Source organism: Streptomyces sp. NPDC023838 (genome assembly GCF_040639555.1).
Classification (GTDB): domain Bacteria; phylum Actinomycetota; class Actinomycetes; order Streptomycetales; family Streptomycetaceae; genus Streptomyces.
In genome coordinates this window covers 54,630-71,980 of the sequence record NZ_JBFAAD010000021.1, presented here as the reverse complement: position 1 = coordinate 71,980, position 17,351 = coordinate 54,630, and the positions used below count along the sequence as shown (strand labels likewise).

Annotated in this window: 10 protein-coding genes; 7 read left to right on the top strand and 3 right to left on the bottom strand. The window is 73.0% G+C overall.

Going from position 1 to position 17,351, the window contains the following annotated elements:
• Positions 1–91: 91 nt before the first annotated feature.
• From AB0G17_RS24245 to AB0G17_RS24235, 3 genes are all read left to right on the top strand, one after another.
• Positions 92–1,192, top strand: a complete 1,101-nt coding sequence (locus AB0G17_RS24245) for a hypothetical protein (RefSeq protein ID WP_361386483.1) — start codon at positions 92–94, stop codon at positions 1,190–1,192.
• A gap of 132 nt (positions 1,193–1,324) precedes the next feature.
• Positions 1,325–2,104, top strand: a complete 780-nt coding sequence (locus AB0G17_RS24240; protein WP_361386480.1) for a TIGR03936 family radical SAM-associated protein — start codon at positions 1,325–1,327, stop codon at positions 2,102–2,104.
• A gap of 236 nt (positions 2,105–2,340) precedes the next feature.
• Positions 2,341–6,399, top strand: a complete 4,059-nt coding sequence (locus tag AB0G17_RS24235) for an Rne/Rng family ribonuclease (RefSeq protein ID WP_361386477.1) — start codon at positions 2,341–2,343, stop codon at positions 6,397–6,399.
• Between the two features lie 199 nt (positions 6,400–6,598).
• Here AB0G17_RS24235 and AB0G17_RS24230 read toward each other — a convergent pair whose 3' ends face one another.
• A complete protein-coding gene (locus AB0G17_RS24230) occupies positions 6,599–8,437 on the bottom strand; it encodes a hypothetical protein (protein WP_361386474.1) in 1,839 nt (612 codons plus the stop codon).
• Positions 8,438–8,829: 392 nt separating this feature from the next.
• Here AB0G17_RS24230 and rplU point away from each other — a divergent pair, with 392 nt between their 5' ends.
• From rplU to AB0G17_RS24210, 4 genes are all read left to right on the top strand, one after another.
• Positions 8,830–9,150, top strand: a complete 321-nt coding sequence (gene rplU, locus AB0G17_RS24225) for a 50S ribosomal protein L21 (RefSeq protein ID WP_015033583.1) — start codon at positions 8,830–8,832, stop codon at positions 9,148–9,150.
• 14 nt (positions 9,151–9,164) lie between these two features.
• A complete protein-coding gene (gene rpmA, locus AB0G17_RS24220) occupies positions 9,165–9,419 on the top strand; it encodes a 50S ribosomal protein L27 (protein WP_049715810.1) in 255 nt (84 codons plus the stop codon).
• 152 nt (positions 9,420–9,571) lie between these two features.
• Positions 9,572–11,011 carry a GTPase ObgE gene (gene obgE, locus AB0G17_RS24215; protein ID WP_361386471.1) on the top strand — a complete coding sequence of 480 codons (1,440 nt, stop codon included), beginning with the start codon at positions 9,572–9,574 and terminating at the stop codon, positions 11,009–11,011.
• Between the two features lie 340 nt (positions 11,012–11,351).
• Complete coding sequence (locus tag AB0G17_RS24210) at positions 11,352–13,085, top strand: stealth family protein (protein ID WP_361386468.1); 1,734 nt, start codon at positions 11,352–11,354, stop codon at positions 13,083–13,085.
• A gap of 150 nt (positions 13,086–13,235) precedes the next feature.
• Here the strand turns inward: AB0G17_RS24210 and AB0G17_RS24205 are convergent, their stop codons facing one another.
• Both AB0G17_RS24205 and AB0G17_RS24200 read right to left on the bottom strand, forming a co-directional pair.
• The gene (locus tag AB0G17_RS24205; RefSeq protein ID WP_361386462.1) at positions 13,236–16,058 is read right to left on the bottom strand and encodes a stealth conserved region 3 domain-containing protein; all 2,823 of its coding nucleotides are present in this window, start codon (positions 16,056–16,058) and stop codon (positions 13,236–13,238) included.
• The gene (locus tag AB0G17_RS24200; protein WP_361386459.1) at positions 16,055–17,056 is read right to left on the bottom strand and encodes a hypothetical protein; all 1,002 of its coding nucleotides are present in this window, start codon (positions 17,054–17,056) and stop codon (positions 16,055–16,057) included. Before AB0G17_RS24200 ends, AB0G17_RS24205 begins: the two co-directional genes overlap by 4 nt.
• Positions 17,057–17,351 lie beyond the last annotated feature (295 nt).

The window sequence follows — 17,351 nt, the reverse complement described above, 5'->3', positions numbered from 1 at the left end:
ACCGTCGTCAAGTAGCCGCGCTCGATCACCGGTTGATCACGGCAGGCCCCGCACCGCAACGGTGCGGGGCCTTTGCCGCGTCCTGACGGGCATGGAACTCCAGCAGCAACCGCCGCCGAGGCAGCCCGAGGGCTGTCTGACCGTCGCGATCCGGATCCCGGTACGGATCGTCGTCCTGGTCCTGGTCGTGCCGGTCCGCATGGTCTGGGACGCGCTGGCCGCGGCGGCGCGTGCCGTGCACCGCTCGCTGCTGCGTCCGGTCGGCCGCGCGCTGGCCTGGCTGGGCCGCACCCTGATCGTCACCCCGCTGGTGTTCCTGGGCCGCTGTCTGTCCTGGCTGGCCCACACGCTGGTGGTGGCCCCGTTGACCTGGCTGTGGCGGTGGCTGGCGGTGCCGCTGTGGCGGTACGGGGTGGTCGTCCCGGCGAGCCTGCTGTGGCGGTACGGGGTGGTGGCCCCGGCGAGCCTGCTGTACCGGTATGTCCTGACTCCGCTGGGGCACGGCATCGCGTGGCTCGTGGGTGGGCTGGCCCGGGGCGCCGCCGGGGTCGGGGCGGGCCTCGCATGGCTGGGCAGGGGCATCGCGTGGCTCGCCGCCGCAGGGTGGGCCGGTCTCGCGTGGGTGGCGCGGGGGATCGCGGTGGTCGTCTCGGCTGTCGGGAGTGCCCTCGTACGAGTGGGTTTGATCTTGTTCGTGGTACCTCTCGGGTGGTTCTACCGGTGGGTGCTGACGCCGCTGGGGCGCGCTGTCGCGGTCGTCGCGCGCGAGGTCGGCGCCGCGTTCGGGCACGCGTGGCGGATCGCCGGACACCTCTCGCGGGCCGTCGGGCGCGGGCTGAAGTGGCTGGGGTGGCAGTTGGTCGGGCGTCCGCTGCGATGGGTGTGGCGCACGGTGTGCGCGCCCGTCCTGCACTGGGTGCGGGAGGCCGTGTGGGCCCCGGTGAAGCGGGCCGCCGTCGAGGCCGGGCGGATCGCGGGCGCCGCGCTCGGCACGGCCCGGCGCGCCGCGCGCGAGGCGCTGGCTTCGGCCCGCGAGACCGTACGGCAGGCCCGCGCCGACGCCTGGCGCGCGCTCGTCGGCGGGCCGCCCCGGGAACCGGCGCCGCATCCGGCGCGTACTCTGGGTAGTACAACTACTGCCTCCGGCGCGGTGCCCGCCCCCGAGATCTCCCTCCACAAGACGGAGGGATGAGCCGGTCGGCGCGCGGGCTGTGACCGGAGGGCCCCCACAGGACAGGTGGGCGGCGCCCACCGCGCCCGCCCCGCACGAGGAGAAGAACCACTGGGCAAGCGACAGCCCGAAGGCCCGCCGCCCGCACCTGCGGTGCAGCGCATCCGACTGCGCTACACCAAGCGCGGCCGCCTCCGGTTCACCAGCCACCGCGACTTCCAGCGCGCCTTCGAGCGCGCGCTGCGCCGCGCCGAGGTGCCCATGGCGTACTCGGCCGGCTTCACCCCCCACCCCAAGGTGTCCTACGCGAACGCGGCCCCCACCGGCACCGGCTCCGAGGCCGAGTACCTGGAGATCGCGCTCACCGAGCACCGCGACCCGGCGACGCTGCTCGCGCTGCTCGACGAGTCGCTGCCCACCGGGCTCGACATCACCGACGCCGTGGAGGCCCGCACCTCGGGCCTCGCCGACCGGCTGACGGCCTCCATCTGGGAGATGCGCCTTGAGGGCGTCGCCGTCGAGGACGCCGAGAAGGCCGTCGAGGCCTTCCTCGCCGCCGAGACCGTCGAGGTCCAGCGCAAGACCAAGAACGGCGTGCGCACCTTCGACACGCGCGGCGCGGTGGCCGGACTCCAGGCGCTTCCTCCACAGGCCGATAGGCCGGTGGACACCCCCTGTGCGATACTGCGCCTGGTGGTACGGCACCTGACACCTGCCGTGCGACCCGACGACGTCCTGTCCGGTCTCCGAGCTGTGGCCGACCTGGCGCCGCCGGTCCCCGCAGCGGTGACCAGGCTGGCGCAGGGGCTCTTCGACGAGGAGTCCGGCACGGTGACCGACCCGCTCGCGCCCGACCGCGAGGCAGCCCCGGCCGCTCCACCCAAGGCCGCCGGGACCGCTTCTGCGACGGCGCCGGAAGGTCCCGCCGCGTAAGGGCAGTCGTTGTAGCGCAGCCCTGGTACTCGGGAGCCACCTGGGTCGGGCCGCGCACTGACCAGGAGACTTTCGCCAGGCCGTACGTACATCGCGTACGGAACCGGCGAGCCGGACATATCAGCTCCCGTGCGGCGCCCGCGCCCCGGACGGCGGCACCCGCGCACATCACGCGGACGTGCCGCCGGACCGGAACCAGGCGCGGCGCCCGGGAGCGTGACGGGAGCTACGCCCGCATGCTTGAGAACGAGAAGAACGAACCCGGCGTGACCGGGGACGACAACAACAGCCCCAGCGACACGCTGCCGCCGCGCCGCAGGCGCCGTGCGGCGTCGCGGCCCGCCGGTCCGCCGGGAGCCGCGGGCGCCGACGCGCCCGAGACCGCAGCCGCGGCCACCGAGGCCCCGGCCGAGACCCCCGCCGCCGAGGAAGCCGCTCCGGCGCGTCCGGCGCGCCGCCGTGCGACCCGTAAGGCGACCGCTCCGGCCGGTGCGCCCGCCGCTGCCGCCGAGGAGACTCCGGCCGCCGCCGAGGCCCCGGCCGAGACCCCCGCCGCCGACGAGGCCGCTCCGGCGCGCCCGCGCCGTCGCGCCACCCGTAAGGTGACCGCTCCGGCTGGTGCGCCCGAGGCCGTCGAGGTCGTCGAGGCCCCGGCCGCTGCCGAGCCCGCCGAGGAGCCCGCCGTCGAGGTCGAGGCCGAGGAGCCCGCCGCTCCGGCGCGCACCCGTCGCCGTGCGACCCGTAAGGCGACGGCTCCGGCCGGTGCGCCCAAGGCCGCCGAGGAGGCCGAGGTCGTCGTGGCCGCCGCCGAGCCCGTCGAGGCCCCGGCCGCCGCCGAGCCCGCCGCCGCCGAGACCGAGGCTGAGGAGCCCGCCGCTCCGGCGCGCACCCGCCGCCGTGCCACCCGTAAGGCCACCGCGCCCGCCGGTGCCCCCGTCGTCGAGGAGGCCCCGGGCGCCCTCGGCGCGCCGCCGGCCGTCGCCGCCGAGGACCCGGTCGCCTCCCCGGCCGAGGAGGCCGCTGTCGTGGCCGCCGCCGAGACCGAGGCTGAGGAGCCCGCCGGTCCGGCGCGCACCCGTCGCCGTGCGACCCGTAAGGCGACGGCTCCGGCCGGTGCGCCCAAGGCCGCCGAGGAGGCCGAGGTCGTCGTGGCCGCCGCCGAGCCCGTCGAGGCCGCCGAGCCCGTCGAGGAGCCCGCCGCCGAGGCCGCCGAGGACGAGGCGCCCCGTGGGCGCACCCGTCGCCGCGCCACCCGTAAGGCGACCGCGCCGCAGTTCACCCCGGCCGCCGTCGAGGAGCCCGCCAAGGAGGCCGTGAAGGCGCCCGAGGCGGCCGAGGCCGAGCCGGTGAAGGCGGAGACCGGCCGCTCCCGCCGCCGGGCCACCCGCCCCGCCGTCGCCGTCTTCCAGGCGCCGGTCTTCCACGAGCCGATGTTCCAGACCCCCGAGACCGCCGCCGCGGCCGCCGCCCAGGCGGCCACCGAGGTGGCGGACGAGGAGGAGCTCGAGGAGACCCCGGCCGAGCCGGTGGTCGAGCAGGCCGAGCCGCAGGGCGGCTCGCGCCGTCGCCGCCGCCGTCGCGGCGAGAGCGCCGAGGCCGCGCCCGAGCCGCAGGCCCCTGTGGCCGAGGAGGCCGACGAGGAAGAGCCCGCCGAGGAGGAGCCGGAGGGCGCCGAGGCCGAGGAGCACGAGGACGACCGTCCCTCGCGCCGTCGCCGCCGCGGTGGCCGCCGCCGTCGCCGGGGCGAGTCCGCCGAGTCGGAGGAGAGCGAGTCGGAGGAGTCCGCCGAGGCGGAGGCCGAGGCGTTCGAGGACGAGGACGAGGAGTCCGACGACACCCCGTCCGCCGCCGGCACCAGCAGCAGCCGCCGGCGTCGCCGGCGCCGTCGTCGCAGCGGCGACGGGGGCGACCACGAGGCCGGTACGGGTGCGGACGACCCGGAGCGTACGGTCGTCAAGGTCCGCGAGCCGCGCCCGGCCCGCGAGAAGGCCGAGCCGTCCGACGAGGTGCAGTCCATCAAGGGCTCGACCCGTCTGGAGGCGAAGAAGCAGCGCCGCCGCGAGGGCCGCGAGCAGGGCCGCCGCCGGGTGCCGATCATCACGGAGGCGGAGTTCCTGGCGCGCCGCGAGGCCGTCGAGCGCGTGATGGTCGTCCGCCAGAGCGGCGAGCGCACCCAGATCGGCGTCCTGGAAGACAACGTGCTCGTCGAGCACTACGTCAACAAGGAGGAGGCCACCTCGTACGTCGGCAACGTCTACCTGGGCAAGGTCCAGAACGTGCTGCCGTCGATGGAGGCCGCCTTCGTCGACATCGGCAAGGGCCGCAACGCCGTCCTGTACGCCGGTGAGGTCAACTTCGAGGCGCTGGGCATGGCCAACGGGCCGCGCCGCATCGAGGCCGCGCTCAAGTCCGGCCAGTCGGTCCTGGTGCAGGTCACCAAGGACCCGATCGGCCACAAGGGCGCCCGTCTGACCAGCCAGGTCTCGCTGCCCGGCCGCTACCTCGTGTACGTGCCCGAGGGCTCGATGACCGGCATCAGCCGCAAGCTCCCGGACACCGAGCGGGCGCGGCTGAAGACCATCCTCAAGAAGATCGTCCCCGAGGACGCGGGCGTCATCGTGCGCACCGCCGCCGAGGGCGCGAGCGAGGACGAGCTGCGCCGTGACGTCGAGCGCCTGCAGGCCCAGTGGGAGGAGATCTCCAAGAAGGCCAAGCAGATCTCGACGAGCTCGCCGAGCCTGCTGTACGGCGAGCCGGACATGACCGTCCGCGTCGTGCGCGACATCTTCAACGAGGACTTCACCAAGGTCATCGTCAGCGGCGACGAGGCCTGGGAGACCATCCACGGCTACGTCTCGCACGTGGCGCCCGACCTGGCGGACCGCCTCTCCCGGTGGACCTCCGAGGTCGACGTCTTCGCGACGTACCGGATCGACGAGCAGCTGATGAAGGCGCTGGACCGCAAGGTCTGGCTGCCGTCCGGCGGCTCGCTGGTGATCGACAAGACCGAGGCGATGATCGTCGTCGACGTCAACACCGGCAAGTTCACCGGCCAGGGCGGCAACCTCGAAGAGACCGTGACGAGGAACAACCTCGAAGCGGCCGAGGAGATCGTGCGCCAGCTGCGGCTGCGCGACCTGGGCGGCATCGTCGTCATCGACTTCATCGACATGGTCCTGGAGTCCAACCGGGACCTGGTGCTGCGGCGACTGCTGGAGTGCCTGGGTCGTGACCGTACGAAGCACCAGGTCGCGGAGGTCACCTCGCTGGGCCTGGTCCAGATGACCCGCAAGCGGGTCGGCCAGGGCCTGTTGGAGTCGTTCTCCGAGACCTGCGTCCACTGCAACGGGCGCGGCGTGATCGTGCACATGGAGCAGCCGACCGGTACCGGTGGCGGCGGCAACGGCAAGCGCTCCAAGAAGCGCGGCCGGGGCGGTGCCGAGCACGACCACGAGGTGCACGAGCACGAGGTGCACGAGCAGGAGGCCCTGGACACCGAGGTCGTCGAGACCGAGGCGGAGGTGGCGGCCGAGGTCGCGGCCCCCGTCGCGCTCGCCGAGCCGGAGTTCGTCCCGGACGAGGAGCTCTACAGCAGCGCCGCCGAGGCGGAGGCCGCGGCGCGTGGCAGCCGGTCGCGGCGCCGGGCGACCCGTAAGGCGTCGGCTCCGGCCGGTGCGCCGAAGCGGGGCGCCGAGCCGGTCACCGAGGCCGAGCCGGTCGCGGCGGAGCCGGTGACGGTGGCGTCCTTCATCGAGGACGAGGCGCCGCGCGGCCGGACCCGTCGCCGGGCCACCCGCAAGGCGTCCGCCCCGGCGGGCCCGCCCGCCACCGAGGCCCCGGCCGAGGTCGTCGTGGCCGAGCCGGTCGTGGTGGCGGAGCCGGTCGCCGAGCCCGCGCCCGTGGTGGCCGAGCCCGAGGTGGCCGAGCCCGCCGTCGAGGAGGCGCCCGTCGCCGCCCCGCCGCGGGCCCGTCGCCGGGCGACCCGCAAGGCCACGGCTCCGGCTGGTTCGCCGTCGGGTGCGCAGGAGGCGGCGGTGGTCGTGGTGGAGACCGCCACGGCGGCCGAGCCGACTGCGGCCGAGCCGGTCGCAGCCGAGCCCGTCGCGGCCGAGCCCGTCGCGGAAGAGGAGGCGGCCCCGGCCAAGAAGGCGGCCCGCAAGACGGCCAAGAAGGCCACCACCGCGAAGAAGGCGGTCGCCAAGAAGACGGCGGCCAAGAAGACCGCGGCTAAGAAGACGACGGCGAAGAAGGCGGCCAAGAAGACGGCCGCCGACCCGGTCTCTTCGGAGAGCTGAGCGCGGTAGGTAGGACGGCCGGTACGCCGGTCGGTACGCCGCGACACCGAAGGCCCTTCCCCGGATCTGCCGGGGGAGGGCCTTCGGTTTGTCTGCGGGTGGGTGGGGGCTGGTCGCGCAGTTCCCCGCGCCCCTAACCCCTGGACGTGCGGGCCGTGGGCGCGGCCGGCCCCCACTGGCCCGCAGGTGAACCCCGGGCTCAACCCCTGCCCCTCCACGCCGTGCGCAACTGGCTCGCCAGGAACAACGACGCCAGCGTCGGCATCGTCGCGCGGTAGCAGTCCGGGGTTGTCCAGGCGTACGCGGACGTCGGGACCAGCACCGTGAGGGCCGCGATGCGCAGGCGCCACCAGCGGCGGCTGCGCGGTACCGGGATCGCCGGGGTGCCCAGGTCCGTGGAGAGGGAGTCGCGGATGCCGCGCAACACGCCCCGGCGGGCCAGGAGTTGGGCGCCCGGGACGGTCCGCAGCACCTCGTCGTGCTCGCCGAAGCCGGGCGGCAGCGGCGGCAGGCCGAGCGCGGCCACCAGGCCGGCCTGGCGGCGGGCGGGGGAGTCCGCGCCCCGCAGCAGCGCCACCAGCGGCCGGGCGTCGCGGACCGAGAACGCCGCCGCCAGGGCCTGCGCGGTCGCGGACGCCTCCGCGTGGTCGGTGACGGGGGCCGCGGGGTCCCACTGGTGGGCCGCGGTCTCCTTGCCCTTCTGCAGGAGCGTGAGCCCGTACCGGGGCCCGCTGCGCCGCAGGACGAGCGCGGGCCACTTCTCGCCCGTGGTGAAGCTGTTGGCTGCCGCCGTCAGCCGGTCGTCGCGGGCCAGCGCCGCGCGCCGCCCGGGCGAGGGGTCCGGGACGAGCTCCACGTAACTCATGTCCGGCCGCGCGGGCGCGATCCGCAGGGAGACGCCGCACATCAGCGCGGCCTCGGCGACCTCGTGCGGCGCGGCCGCGGCTATCGCGAGCGTGCGCGGCTGCCCGGAGCCCCCGGCCTCCAGGGCCGGGGCCGGGCCGGGGCCCGCGTCCGGGCCGCCCGGCCGCCCGGGCCGGGAGAACAGCGGCGTGCGCGAAGCCAGTTGCATCCGCACCCCGGAGCGCAGCTCCACGAACTCGGTGCGCGGCTCGCCCAGGTACGCCCACGGATACGTCCGCGCCCGCACCCCGATCGCCCGGAACACGTCCAGCGCCTCGGCCCACCGCTCGTGCAGGATCAGCATCAGGACGAGGTGGTTGCGGAAGTCCGCCGCGTCCGGGTCGCCCGGCTCGTACCAGGTGGACAGCTCCAGGCCGCGCTCGACGGCCGCGTCGATCCTGGCCCGCTCGACGGGGCTGTGGCGCGGGTCGTCGGAGACCACCACGTACTCGACGGCCGCGAGCAGCGGCAGCGCGTGCAGCTTGGAGCCGGGCAGCGCGCTCTCGGCGGCCCGCTCGGCGAAGGCGAACATCTCGCCGTGCGAGCCGTACCACTTCTCGGAGAGGTACTGCAGGGCCGCCGCGTGGCAGCCGTAGTGGTGCGGGGAGCGGGCGACGGCCTCCGCCCAGTACGCGTCGAACACCTCGCGCGAGGCCTGGCTGCCCCGGGCGTGGGTGAGCGCGATCTGCCAGGGCACCGGGTCGGTGGGGTTGAGCCGCGCGGCCGCCGAGGCCACCGGGACGGCGTCCTGGAGCAGCGCGAAGAACGCCTGGAACTGCTCGGGCGCCACGTCCCTGGCGCGCGCCGCGCTGCGTATCTCCCACGCCTGGTGGACGCAGAGCTCGGCCTTGACCAGGACGGCGTCGGGGTCCTCGGGCGACTCGGCGAGCCAGTCGTCCAGCCAGCCGGGGCTGTGCAGGGCGGCCGCGGCGAGCTGGCTGACGTAGCTGCTGCGGCGCTCCCACTCGGCCCGCTCGCGGGTCCCGGCGAGCAGGGCGGCGGCCGGGCCCCGGTCGCCCGCGTGCACGGCGGCGAGCGCGTCGCCCATGGGGCCGTCCGGGGCGTCGAGCGTGACGGCCTCGTCGGGCGGCAGGTCCGCGCCCACGGTCGAGCCGTGGCGGAGCATGCGGGGCATGGAGAGCAGCGAACGCAGGTGCACGAGTGATTATTGAATCAGTGACCTCTGGTAACCGGCCCAGGGGCCCGGGGGCGACTGGCTCACGTGCCCGGGGGTGACTGGCTCACGTGCCCGGAGGGTGACCGGCTCGCGTGCCCGGGGGTGATCGCCCACGGGCCCGGAGGGTGACTGCCCACAGGCCCGATGATCGCTGGTTTGACCCCTGGGAAAGCGGCCCGTAACCTTGACCCTCGGCGTGTTTCCATGCGCGCCCGCCCCTGAGCACCTCCCTCCCGGCCACCGTTCGCGGTAGCGGGGAGAGGCCGCTCGTCCATTCCGGATCATCACGGGCTCGCCCGTGTGACGCGGCTGGCTTCAGGGGTTCCGTCCCGAGTGAGAGAGAGATCCGCGTGTACGCCATCGTGCGCAGCGGTGGTCGCCAGCACAAGGTTGCTGTCGGCGACATCGTTGAGGTTGACAAGATTTCCACTGCCAAGGTTGGCGACACGGTCGAGCTCTCGACCCTGCTCGTTGTCGACGGCGACGCTGTGACCAGCGACCCGTGGGTGCTGGCCGGCATCAAGGTCACGGCCGAGGTCGTGGACCACCACAAGGGTGCCAAGATCGACATCCTTCGGTACAAGAACAAGACCGGTTACCGCCGTCGCCAGGGCCACCGCCAGCAGTACACGGCGATCAAGGTCACCGGCATCCCCGCGGCTGCGAAGTAAGGGACTGAGGAGACATGGCACACAAGAAGGGCGCATCGTCCACCCGGAACGGTCGCGACTCCAACGCTCAGCGGCTCGGTGTGAAGCGCTTCGGCGGTCAGACCGTCAACGCCGGTGAGATCCTGGTCCGCCAGCGTGGCACCCACTTCCACCCGGGCGCCGGTGTCGGCCGCGGTGGCGACGACACGCTGTTCGCCCTGCAGGCCGGCGCGGTGCAGTTCGGCACCCACCGTGGCCGCAAGGTCGTGAACATCGTTCCGGTCGCCTGACCGGTTCTTTCGCTGAGGCGGACCTCACTTCCCGTACGGAGCCCGTACGGGAAGCGGGTCCGCCTTTCGCGTGTTTCTAATGAAACACGGCATTACACAGACATTCGTACTCCCCCAGCCTTCGGCCGGGGGGACCCCCAGGAGGCAAGCCCATGACCACCTTCGTGGACCGCGTCGAGCTGCACGTCGCCGCGGGTAACGGAGGCCACGGCTGCGCCTCCGTGCACCGGGAGAAGTTCAAGCCGCTCGGCGGCCCTGACGGCGGCAACGGCGGCCGTGGCGGCGACGTCATCCTGGTCGTCGACCAGTCGGTGACCACGCTCCTCGACTACCACCACAGCCCGCACCGCAAGGCCACCAACGGCCAGCCCGGCGCGGGTGACAACCGCTCCGGCAAGGACGGCCAGGACCTGGTCCTGCCGGTCCCGGACGGCACGGTCGTCCTCGACAAGGACGGCAACGTACTCGCCGACCTGGTCGGCCAGGGCACCACCTTCGTCGCGGGCCAGGGCGGCCGCGGCGGCCTCGGCAACGCGGCGCTCGCCTCTGCCCGGCGCAAGGCCCCCGGCTTCGCGCTGCTCGGCGAGCCCGGCGAGGCCCGTGACGTGGTCATGGAGCTCAAGACCGTCGCGGACGTGGCCCTGGTGGGCTACCCGAGCGCGGGCAAGTCCTCCCTGATCTCCGTCCTGTCCGCCGCCAAGCCGAAGATCGCGGACTACCCGTTCACCACGCTGGTCCCCAACCTCGGCGTGGTCACCGCGGGCTCGACCGTCTACACCATCGCGGACGTGCCGGGCCTCATCCCCGGCGCCAGCCAGGGCAAGGGCCTGGGCCTGGAGTTCCTGCGGCACGTCGAGCGCTGCTCGGTGCTCGTGCACGTCCTGGACACCGCCACGCTGGAGTCCGACCGTGACCCGGTCTCCGACCTCGACGTCATCGAGGACGAGCTGAAGCAGTACGGCGGCCTCGACGACCGGCCCCGTATCGTCGTCCTCAACAAGATCGACATCCCGGACGGCCAGGAGCTCGCGGACATGATCCGCGGCGACCTGGAGCAGCGCGGCTACCAGGTCTTCGAGGTCTCGGCGGTCGCCCGCACCGGTCTGAAGGAGCTCTCCTTCGCGCTGGCGAAGATCGTGGCCGAGGCGCGTGCCGCGAAGCCCGTCGAGGAGGCCACGCGCATCGTGATCCGCCCCAAGGCGGTCGACGACGCGGGCTTCACCGTCACCTACGACGAGGCGGCCGAGGTCTACCGGGTGCGCGGCGAGAAGCCGGAGCGCTGGATCCGCCAGACCGACTTCAACAACGACGAGGCCGTCGGCTACCTCGCCGACCGCCTCAGCCGCCTCGGCGTCGAGGACCAGCTGATGAAGGCCGGTGCCCGCGCGGGCGACGCGGTGGCCATCGGCCCCGAGGAGAACGCGGTCGTCTTCGACTGGGAGCCGACGATGATGGCGGGGGCGGAGATGCTGGGCCGCCGTGGCGAGGACCACCGTCTGGAGGCGCCGCGGCCTGCCGCGCAGCGTCGCCGCGACCGGGATGCCGAGCGCGACGAGGCGCAGCAGGAGTACGACGAGTTCAAGCCGTTCTAGTGGGCTGAGGCCGCTCGTCGGTCGGCTGCGGGCCGTCTGTGGCTGGCCGCGCAGTTCCCCGCGCCCCTACAGGGGCGCGGGGCTGTGACATGTGCGGCTCCGCCGCGATGGGTGTCCCCCCTGTTCGAGCGAAGCCGAGAACTTGGGGGGAGCGAGCAACCCACCACGGTCCGCAGCCGGACGACGACCGCCGGAGGCCCCGCGGCGGAGCCGCGCAATGTCACAGCGGGAAGGGGCGGGGTGGGGGAAAACCCCGCGTCCGGGCCCCACGGCGGCGGCGGCATACTGGACACGTTCAGCAAACGTACGATGTCCCACGAACGTCAAGGAGTAGCCCCCCGTGCGTAATCCCGAGGCACCGAGACTGCTGGGGGTCTACCGGCGGGCCGTGCCCGAGAGCGTCCGCAAGGCGATCGTCTCGCAGGTCGACGCCGACATGCGCCGCCGCGTCAAGATGCGCATCGCCGGCGGCGCCGCCGTCGCCGAGAAGATGCGGGCCGCCCGCGTCACCAAGCGCTACCAGACCCTCGCCTCCGGCCCCGACCGCGCGGTCGTGCACGTCGGCAAGGACCCCAAGGTCGCCCTCGTCACCCCCGGCGTGACCCCGCTCCAGGCCCGCCGCGCCAACCTCGACGCCGTGCTGCGCGCCCTGCACGCGGCCGGCCTCGACCACTTCTGCGTACGCGGCCGCTCGGAGACCGCCGCCGCCGTCGCCGTCCGCGAGGACGACCGCACGGCCGTGCTGAAGGTGCTGGAGGCGCTCTGCGGCGACCAGCCCGGCTACGTCACCCACGTCAAGGGCAACAACCCGGTCCCCGAGACCTCCCTGCCGGGGTACGAGGACGGCACCTGGCGCCGGTTCAAGACCGCCGGGACCGTCAGGGTCACCTGGTACCGCACGGACGCCACGCACCGCCTCATCCTCGGCAACCGCTACGGCTGCGACGTCGAGTTCTGGCACGAGGAGGACGGGCAGCTGGTGCCGCCGCGCGTCGGCAAGCTCGCCGAGACGCTCGCCGCCGAGGGCCCCACCGCCCAGGTCTCCGAGGCGTACTTCACCCACCTCGCCCCCCGCGAGGCCCCCGACGCCGCCCAGGTGCGCACCCGCGCCGAGTTCGCCATCCACCCCACCGACGAGATCACCTTCCCGGTCGACGTCGTCTACACCTGGGTGAACGGCGCCGACCCGGCCTGGCTGCGCCGCCGCGCCCAGTTCGCGGGCGAGACCTACCACGCCGAGGCCGCCAACGCCGCGCGCTACCTCAGCCGCGACGAGCTGCGCTACTCGCTGCGCTCGCTGCACATGTACGCGCCGTGGGTGCGCAACATCTACCTCGTCACCGACGACCAGACCCCCGACTGGCTGGACACCACACAGCCCGGCATCAAGGTCGTCAGCCACAAGGAGATCTTCCGCGACCCGGGCCTGCTGCCCACCTTCAACTCGCACGCCATCGAGAGCCAGCTCCACCACATCGACGGCCTCGCCGAGCACTTCCTGTACTTCAACGACGACGTGATGCTCGGCAACGAGGTCACCCCGCAGGACTTCTTCCTCTCCAGCGGCCTCACCAAGTTCTTCCCCTCGCCCGCCCTCGTCCCGCTGGGCGCGCGCACCCCCGAGGACCCGCCGGTGGCCGCCGCGGGCAAGAACAACCGCCGCCTCATCGAGGAGCGGTACGGGGCGGTGGTCGTGCAGAAGATGAAGCACATGCCGCACCCGCTGCGCCGCAGCCTGCTCACCGAGATCGAGACGGAGTTCGAGCCGGAGTACCGCTACACCGAGGCGAGCCGGTTCCGCTCCGAGGACGACATCTCCATCTCGTCGTCCCTGCACCACTACTACGCGTACCACACGCAGCGCGCGGTGCCCTCCGAACTTCCGTACACCTACCTCGACTTGACGCACCCGTGGACGGAGACCCGGCTCGGCCGGCTGCTCGCCAACCGCGACAAGACGGTGTTCTGCGTCAACGACACCGTCTCCACGGAGCAGGACGTGCACGAGCAGAAGGACCTGATCACGCCGTTCCTCGACGCGTACTTCCCGGTTCGGAGCCCGTTCGAAAAGTAGCGCCCTACCGGGGTGACGGGGCCCGCCGTCGCGCGGCCGCGGGCTGTGGGCGCTTCTCGCGCAGTTCCCCGCGCCCCCGAAAGAAAGGGGCTCGCCCCGGCCGAAAGGCCGGGGCGAGCCCCTTTCTCCGTATCCGACGCGTCAGCCGCGTCAGTCCCGCTCGAACCGCGACTTCACCGGGAAGTACGCGCTCAGGAACGCCCGCAGTACGCGGTCCTGCTCCTCCACCGACACCTCCGCGTCGGCGGACTCGCCGATGCAGAACACGTCGTGGGCGCGCTCGGCGAGCAGCCGGGTCAGCACCGTGTGGTGGTCGTAGTTGCCCACGTTGATGTAGCTGCACGAGATCGCGCTCGGCACCGAGCTGCCGATCAGGTAGCCGTAGTGGTGGTGGAGCGAGGACGTGATCGACAGGTCCGAGTTGGCGCGGAACGGGTTGGCCGCGGTACGGCCCACCTCCTCCGGGAACTTCTCGGCGATCTCGGTCAGCACACTGCGGCGCAGCGGGTGCGGCGCGTGCAGGAAGCTCGTCGTCGCGGTCCGCCCGAACGCCTCCTCCAGGAGCGCCCGGTTGTTCTTCGCCGCCGCGAAGTAGCCCTCGTCGTCCGGGGACGGTTCGGTCGGCGGGACGGCGGTCGGCGACCGGAAGAACTTGGCCACGCCGTTGCTCAGGAAGAACGACGACGGGTTGAGCGGACGGCCGATGAACACGTCGTCGTTGAGGTAGAGGAAGTGCTCGGCCAGGCCCTCGATCCGGTACAGCTGGCTCTCGATGGCGTGCGAGTTGAACGTCGGCAGCCACGCCGCGTCCTTGAAGATCTCGCGGTGGCTGACCACCTTGATGCCGGACTGCTCGGTGTCCAGCCACTCCGGCGTCTGGTCGTCGGTGACCAGGTAGATGGTGCGCACCCAGGGCGCGAACATCTCCAGGGAGCGCAGCGAGTAGCGCAGCTCGTCGCGGTTGCGGAAGCGCACGTCACCGCTGTCGGCGTCGTTGGTCGGCATGTTCCGGCTGCGGCGCACCGCGTCGCGGCGGCCCTGCCAGGCCGGGTCGGTGTCGTCGACCCAGGTGTAGACGACGTCGATCGGGTAGTCGACGTCCCACATCAGCTGCTTGGTGAACTGCGCGAGCGTCGGGTAGTCCCGCTCGCCGACCCGCAGCTTCGCGGTCGCCTCCAGGTTCGGCAGACGGCGGCCGAGCAGGGTGGTCAGCCGGGGCGTCTCGCGCCAGCCGTCCTCCTCCGACTCCGTCCAGAACTCCAGGCTGCACCCGTAGGCCGGCCCGTACCGCAGGGTGCGGCTCTCGGAGGTGATCGGCTTGAAGACGCGCAGACCCGCGACCTCGCCCACGTCGCCGAGGCGCTCGGCGAGCACCGCGCCGGGCGCCGCGCCGCGCGGCGTGACGAGCTCCGCGTAGACGGGCTTGCCGTGCAGGGCGCTCGACATCGCCTCCATCACCCGGCGGCGCATCTCCACCGGCACGGCCACCCGGTAGGCGACGCCCGCGTCGTGACGCAGCACGATGTACGGGATCCCCGCGTCCTCCAGGACCTTCGCGGTGATCTCCAGGTTCAGCTGGGCCATGCGCGGACCGGTGACGTCGTCGCGCTGCTCGGCGAGGCGGCCGGCCGACCGGATCAGCGTCCCGGTGCGGTCCTGCGCCTGGATCATCACCTCGCGGGCCTTCTGCTCGTCCGCCGAGTTCGACAGGGCCGAGACGGGGGCGGCGACGCTGAAGCTGCGGGTGCCGCCGGCCGCGATGCGCAGCGCGGTGCGGTCGGCGCGCTGGGCGAGGCGCTCGGGGGTGTCGCGGCGGGCGACCAGCTTGGTGAAGAGCTGCTCCCAGCGGGCGGTGATGTCCTCGCCGCCGAACCGCTCGTACACGCCCTTGCGGGCGGCCTTGCCGAACGCGTGCCGCGTCTCGTCCTCGCCCATCAGGCGGGCCATCGCGGCGGACAGCGAGTCGATGTCGCCGGGCGGCACGAGCAGCCCGTCCACGTCGTGGCGGATGATCTCGGCGGGCCCGGTGACGATGTCGTACGCGATGACCGGCACGCCGGCCGCGAACATCTCCAGGAGCACCAGCGGGAAGGCCTCGTTGCGCGAGGGCAGCAGACAGACGCTGGCCTTGGCCCACTCCTGCTCCATCTGCGAGGAGCGGCCGACCAGTTCGATGCGCGAGTGCATGCCCAGGCCCTCGACGAGGCGGCGCAGCCGCACCTCCTGCGGGCCGTCGCCGAAGATCCGCAGCTGCCAGTCGGGGAAGTCCGTGGCGATCCGCTGGAAGGCGTGGATGGCGTGGTCCAGCTGCTTCTCCGGGGTCATCCGGGCAGCCAGGACGATCGTCTTGGACTCCAGGTCGGCGCGCGGACGGTAGCCGTCGGGCACCGCGTTGGGGATCGCCGCGAGCTCGGGCGCCGCCTCGCGCAGCGAGTCCGAGAACCAGTCGTTGGTGCGCTCGGTCAGCGACACCAGCGCGTCGACGCGCGGGCCGTAGACCAGCAGCGGCTCACCGGAGACGCCGCGCAGCTGGGAGGCGCGGTGCTCCTGGTGCACGGTGACGACCCGGGACGGGGCGAGCTCGGCGGCCGCCGCGAGCAGCGCCGGGGTGGTGGTCACCAGCACGTCGGAGTCGAGGGAGCCGAGGGCGGCCGTCATCTCGATGTCGGAGAGCCGGTCGAACGTGGACTCCCAGGACGGCTTGATCAGTTCGCTCGGCAGCGACTCCAGCGTCCGGCAGGCGTTCTCGTCCAGGGCGCTGGTGCGCACCGGGCGTCCGTAGGATCCGGTCCTGTCCACCAGGTAACGCCGCTTGACCTGCTGGGCCGCGGCGAAGAACGGCTCCGGGCGGGTCTTGAAGACGCTCAGCACCTCGACGTCGTGCCGGGGAGCGAGATGGATCGCCTGGGTGTAGGCGGCCATCTCGGTGCCGCCCATCTCGTCGCCCCAGGTGAGCAGAAACGTGATCTTCATGCAACTTCCTCTGCGCCACGGGGGGCGGTTCCGAATCCGGTACAGGACACGGCGAGCACGCCGGCCGGGGTCACATAGGCGTGCACCCGCGCCAGCGAACCGTTGTCGAGAGCGACGATACGGAACGGTGTCCGGTAGACCTGCTTGGGGTGACGTACGTCGGTCAGCCGCCGGGCGATCTTGATCCGGTTTCCACCGGCCTTCAGATGCATGTCCCAGGTGCGGGTGGCGCGGCCGACCGCCATCTCGGCGAGCGGCACGTCGAAGGTGAAACGGTCGCCGTCCCACTCGGGGGTGACCGCGGCCGCCTTGCTGCCGCGCCGCAGCACCGCCTCCGCGACGTACTCCTGAAGGGGCGCCTTGGGCGCGATGAGCCGGCCGTGCACCACGATCCGGTCCCAGCGCAGCTCGAACGAGGTGAGCTCGGCCTGGTGGCGCGGGCCGCGCACGTTCAGCATCGAGCGGCCGTCGACCGAGCGGACCGGACGGAAGACCGCGCCGCTCGTGGGGGACGGCGAGGTGGACAGGGTCGGGCCGTCGGACGACTCCACGGGAGCCGACGCGATCTTCGCCCGCAGCTCGTGGCCATCGCTTTCGGTGACCACGACCTCCATCCGCCACATACCGGACGAGAGCACCGGACCGCGGGTGCCGGTCTCCGACGGGTCGTCATGACGCAGCGGCGCGGTGGCCGTCAGAAGGAGACTTCCGTCACTCTGCGGCTCCTGCTCCAGCTCCACACGGACGACCTTGCGCCCGCGCGACATCTCCAGATGGGCCGCGCCGACCGCCTCCGGGCGGCGCGGGAAGCTCACCGCGAAGTTGAGGGTGCGCCCACCGGAGACCGAGAAGTGCACCGGCCGCAGCAGCGGCCGCGGCTTGACTCCGTCGATGGCCGGTACGGTATGCATCTGCTCGACACGTCGGCGCATACGTACTGCCGCGCGGCGCGCCCGCTTGGCGGCGCCCACCGCATAGGGCAGCAGTGAGTCACTCACGGTGAACCTAGCTCTCGTCTGGGCTAATGGTCAGCGTTGCATGCTGCCAATAATGCGTAAGATCGGCAAGTTGCTTCGTAATTCTATCGATGCATCACGATTGCTTCATCGAGTGGAACCCAAACGAAGTTTCCGCCCTCTCCTCGGGTGGCGGTCTGCTTGATCGCAGATGAACGTGGAGCGGGGAGTGGGAGAAGGACATGGGACGCTGGCCGATGATGGGACGCCAGGTGGCCTCCCGGCGTGCCGTGCTGGCTTCGATGGCGGGGGTAGTGGCAGCCGGCGCGATCGCCGG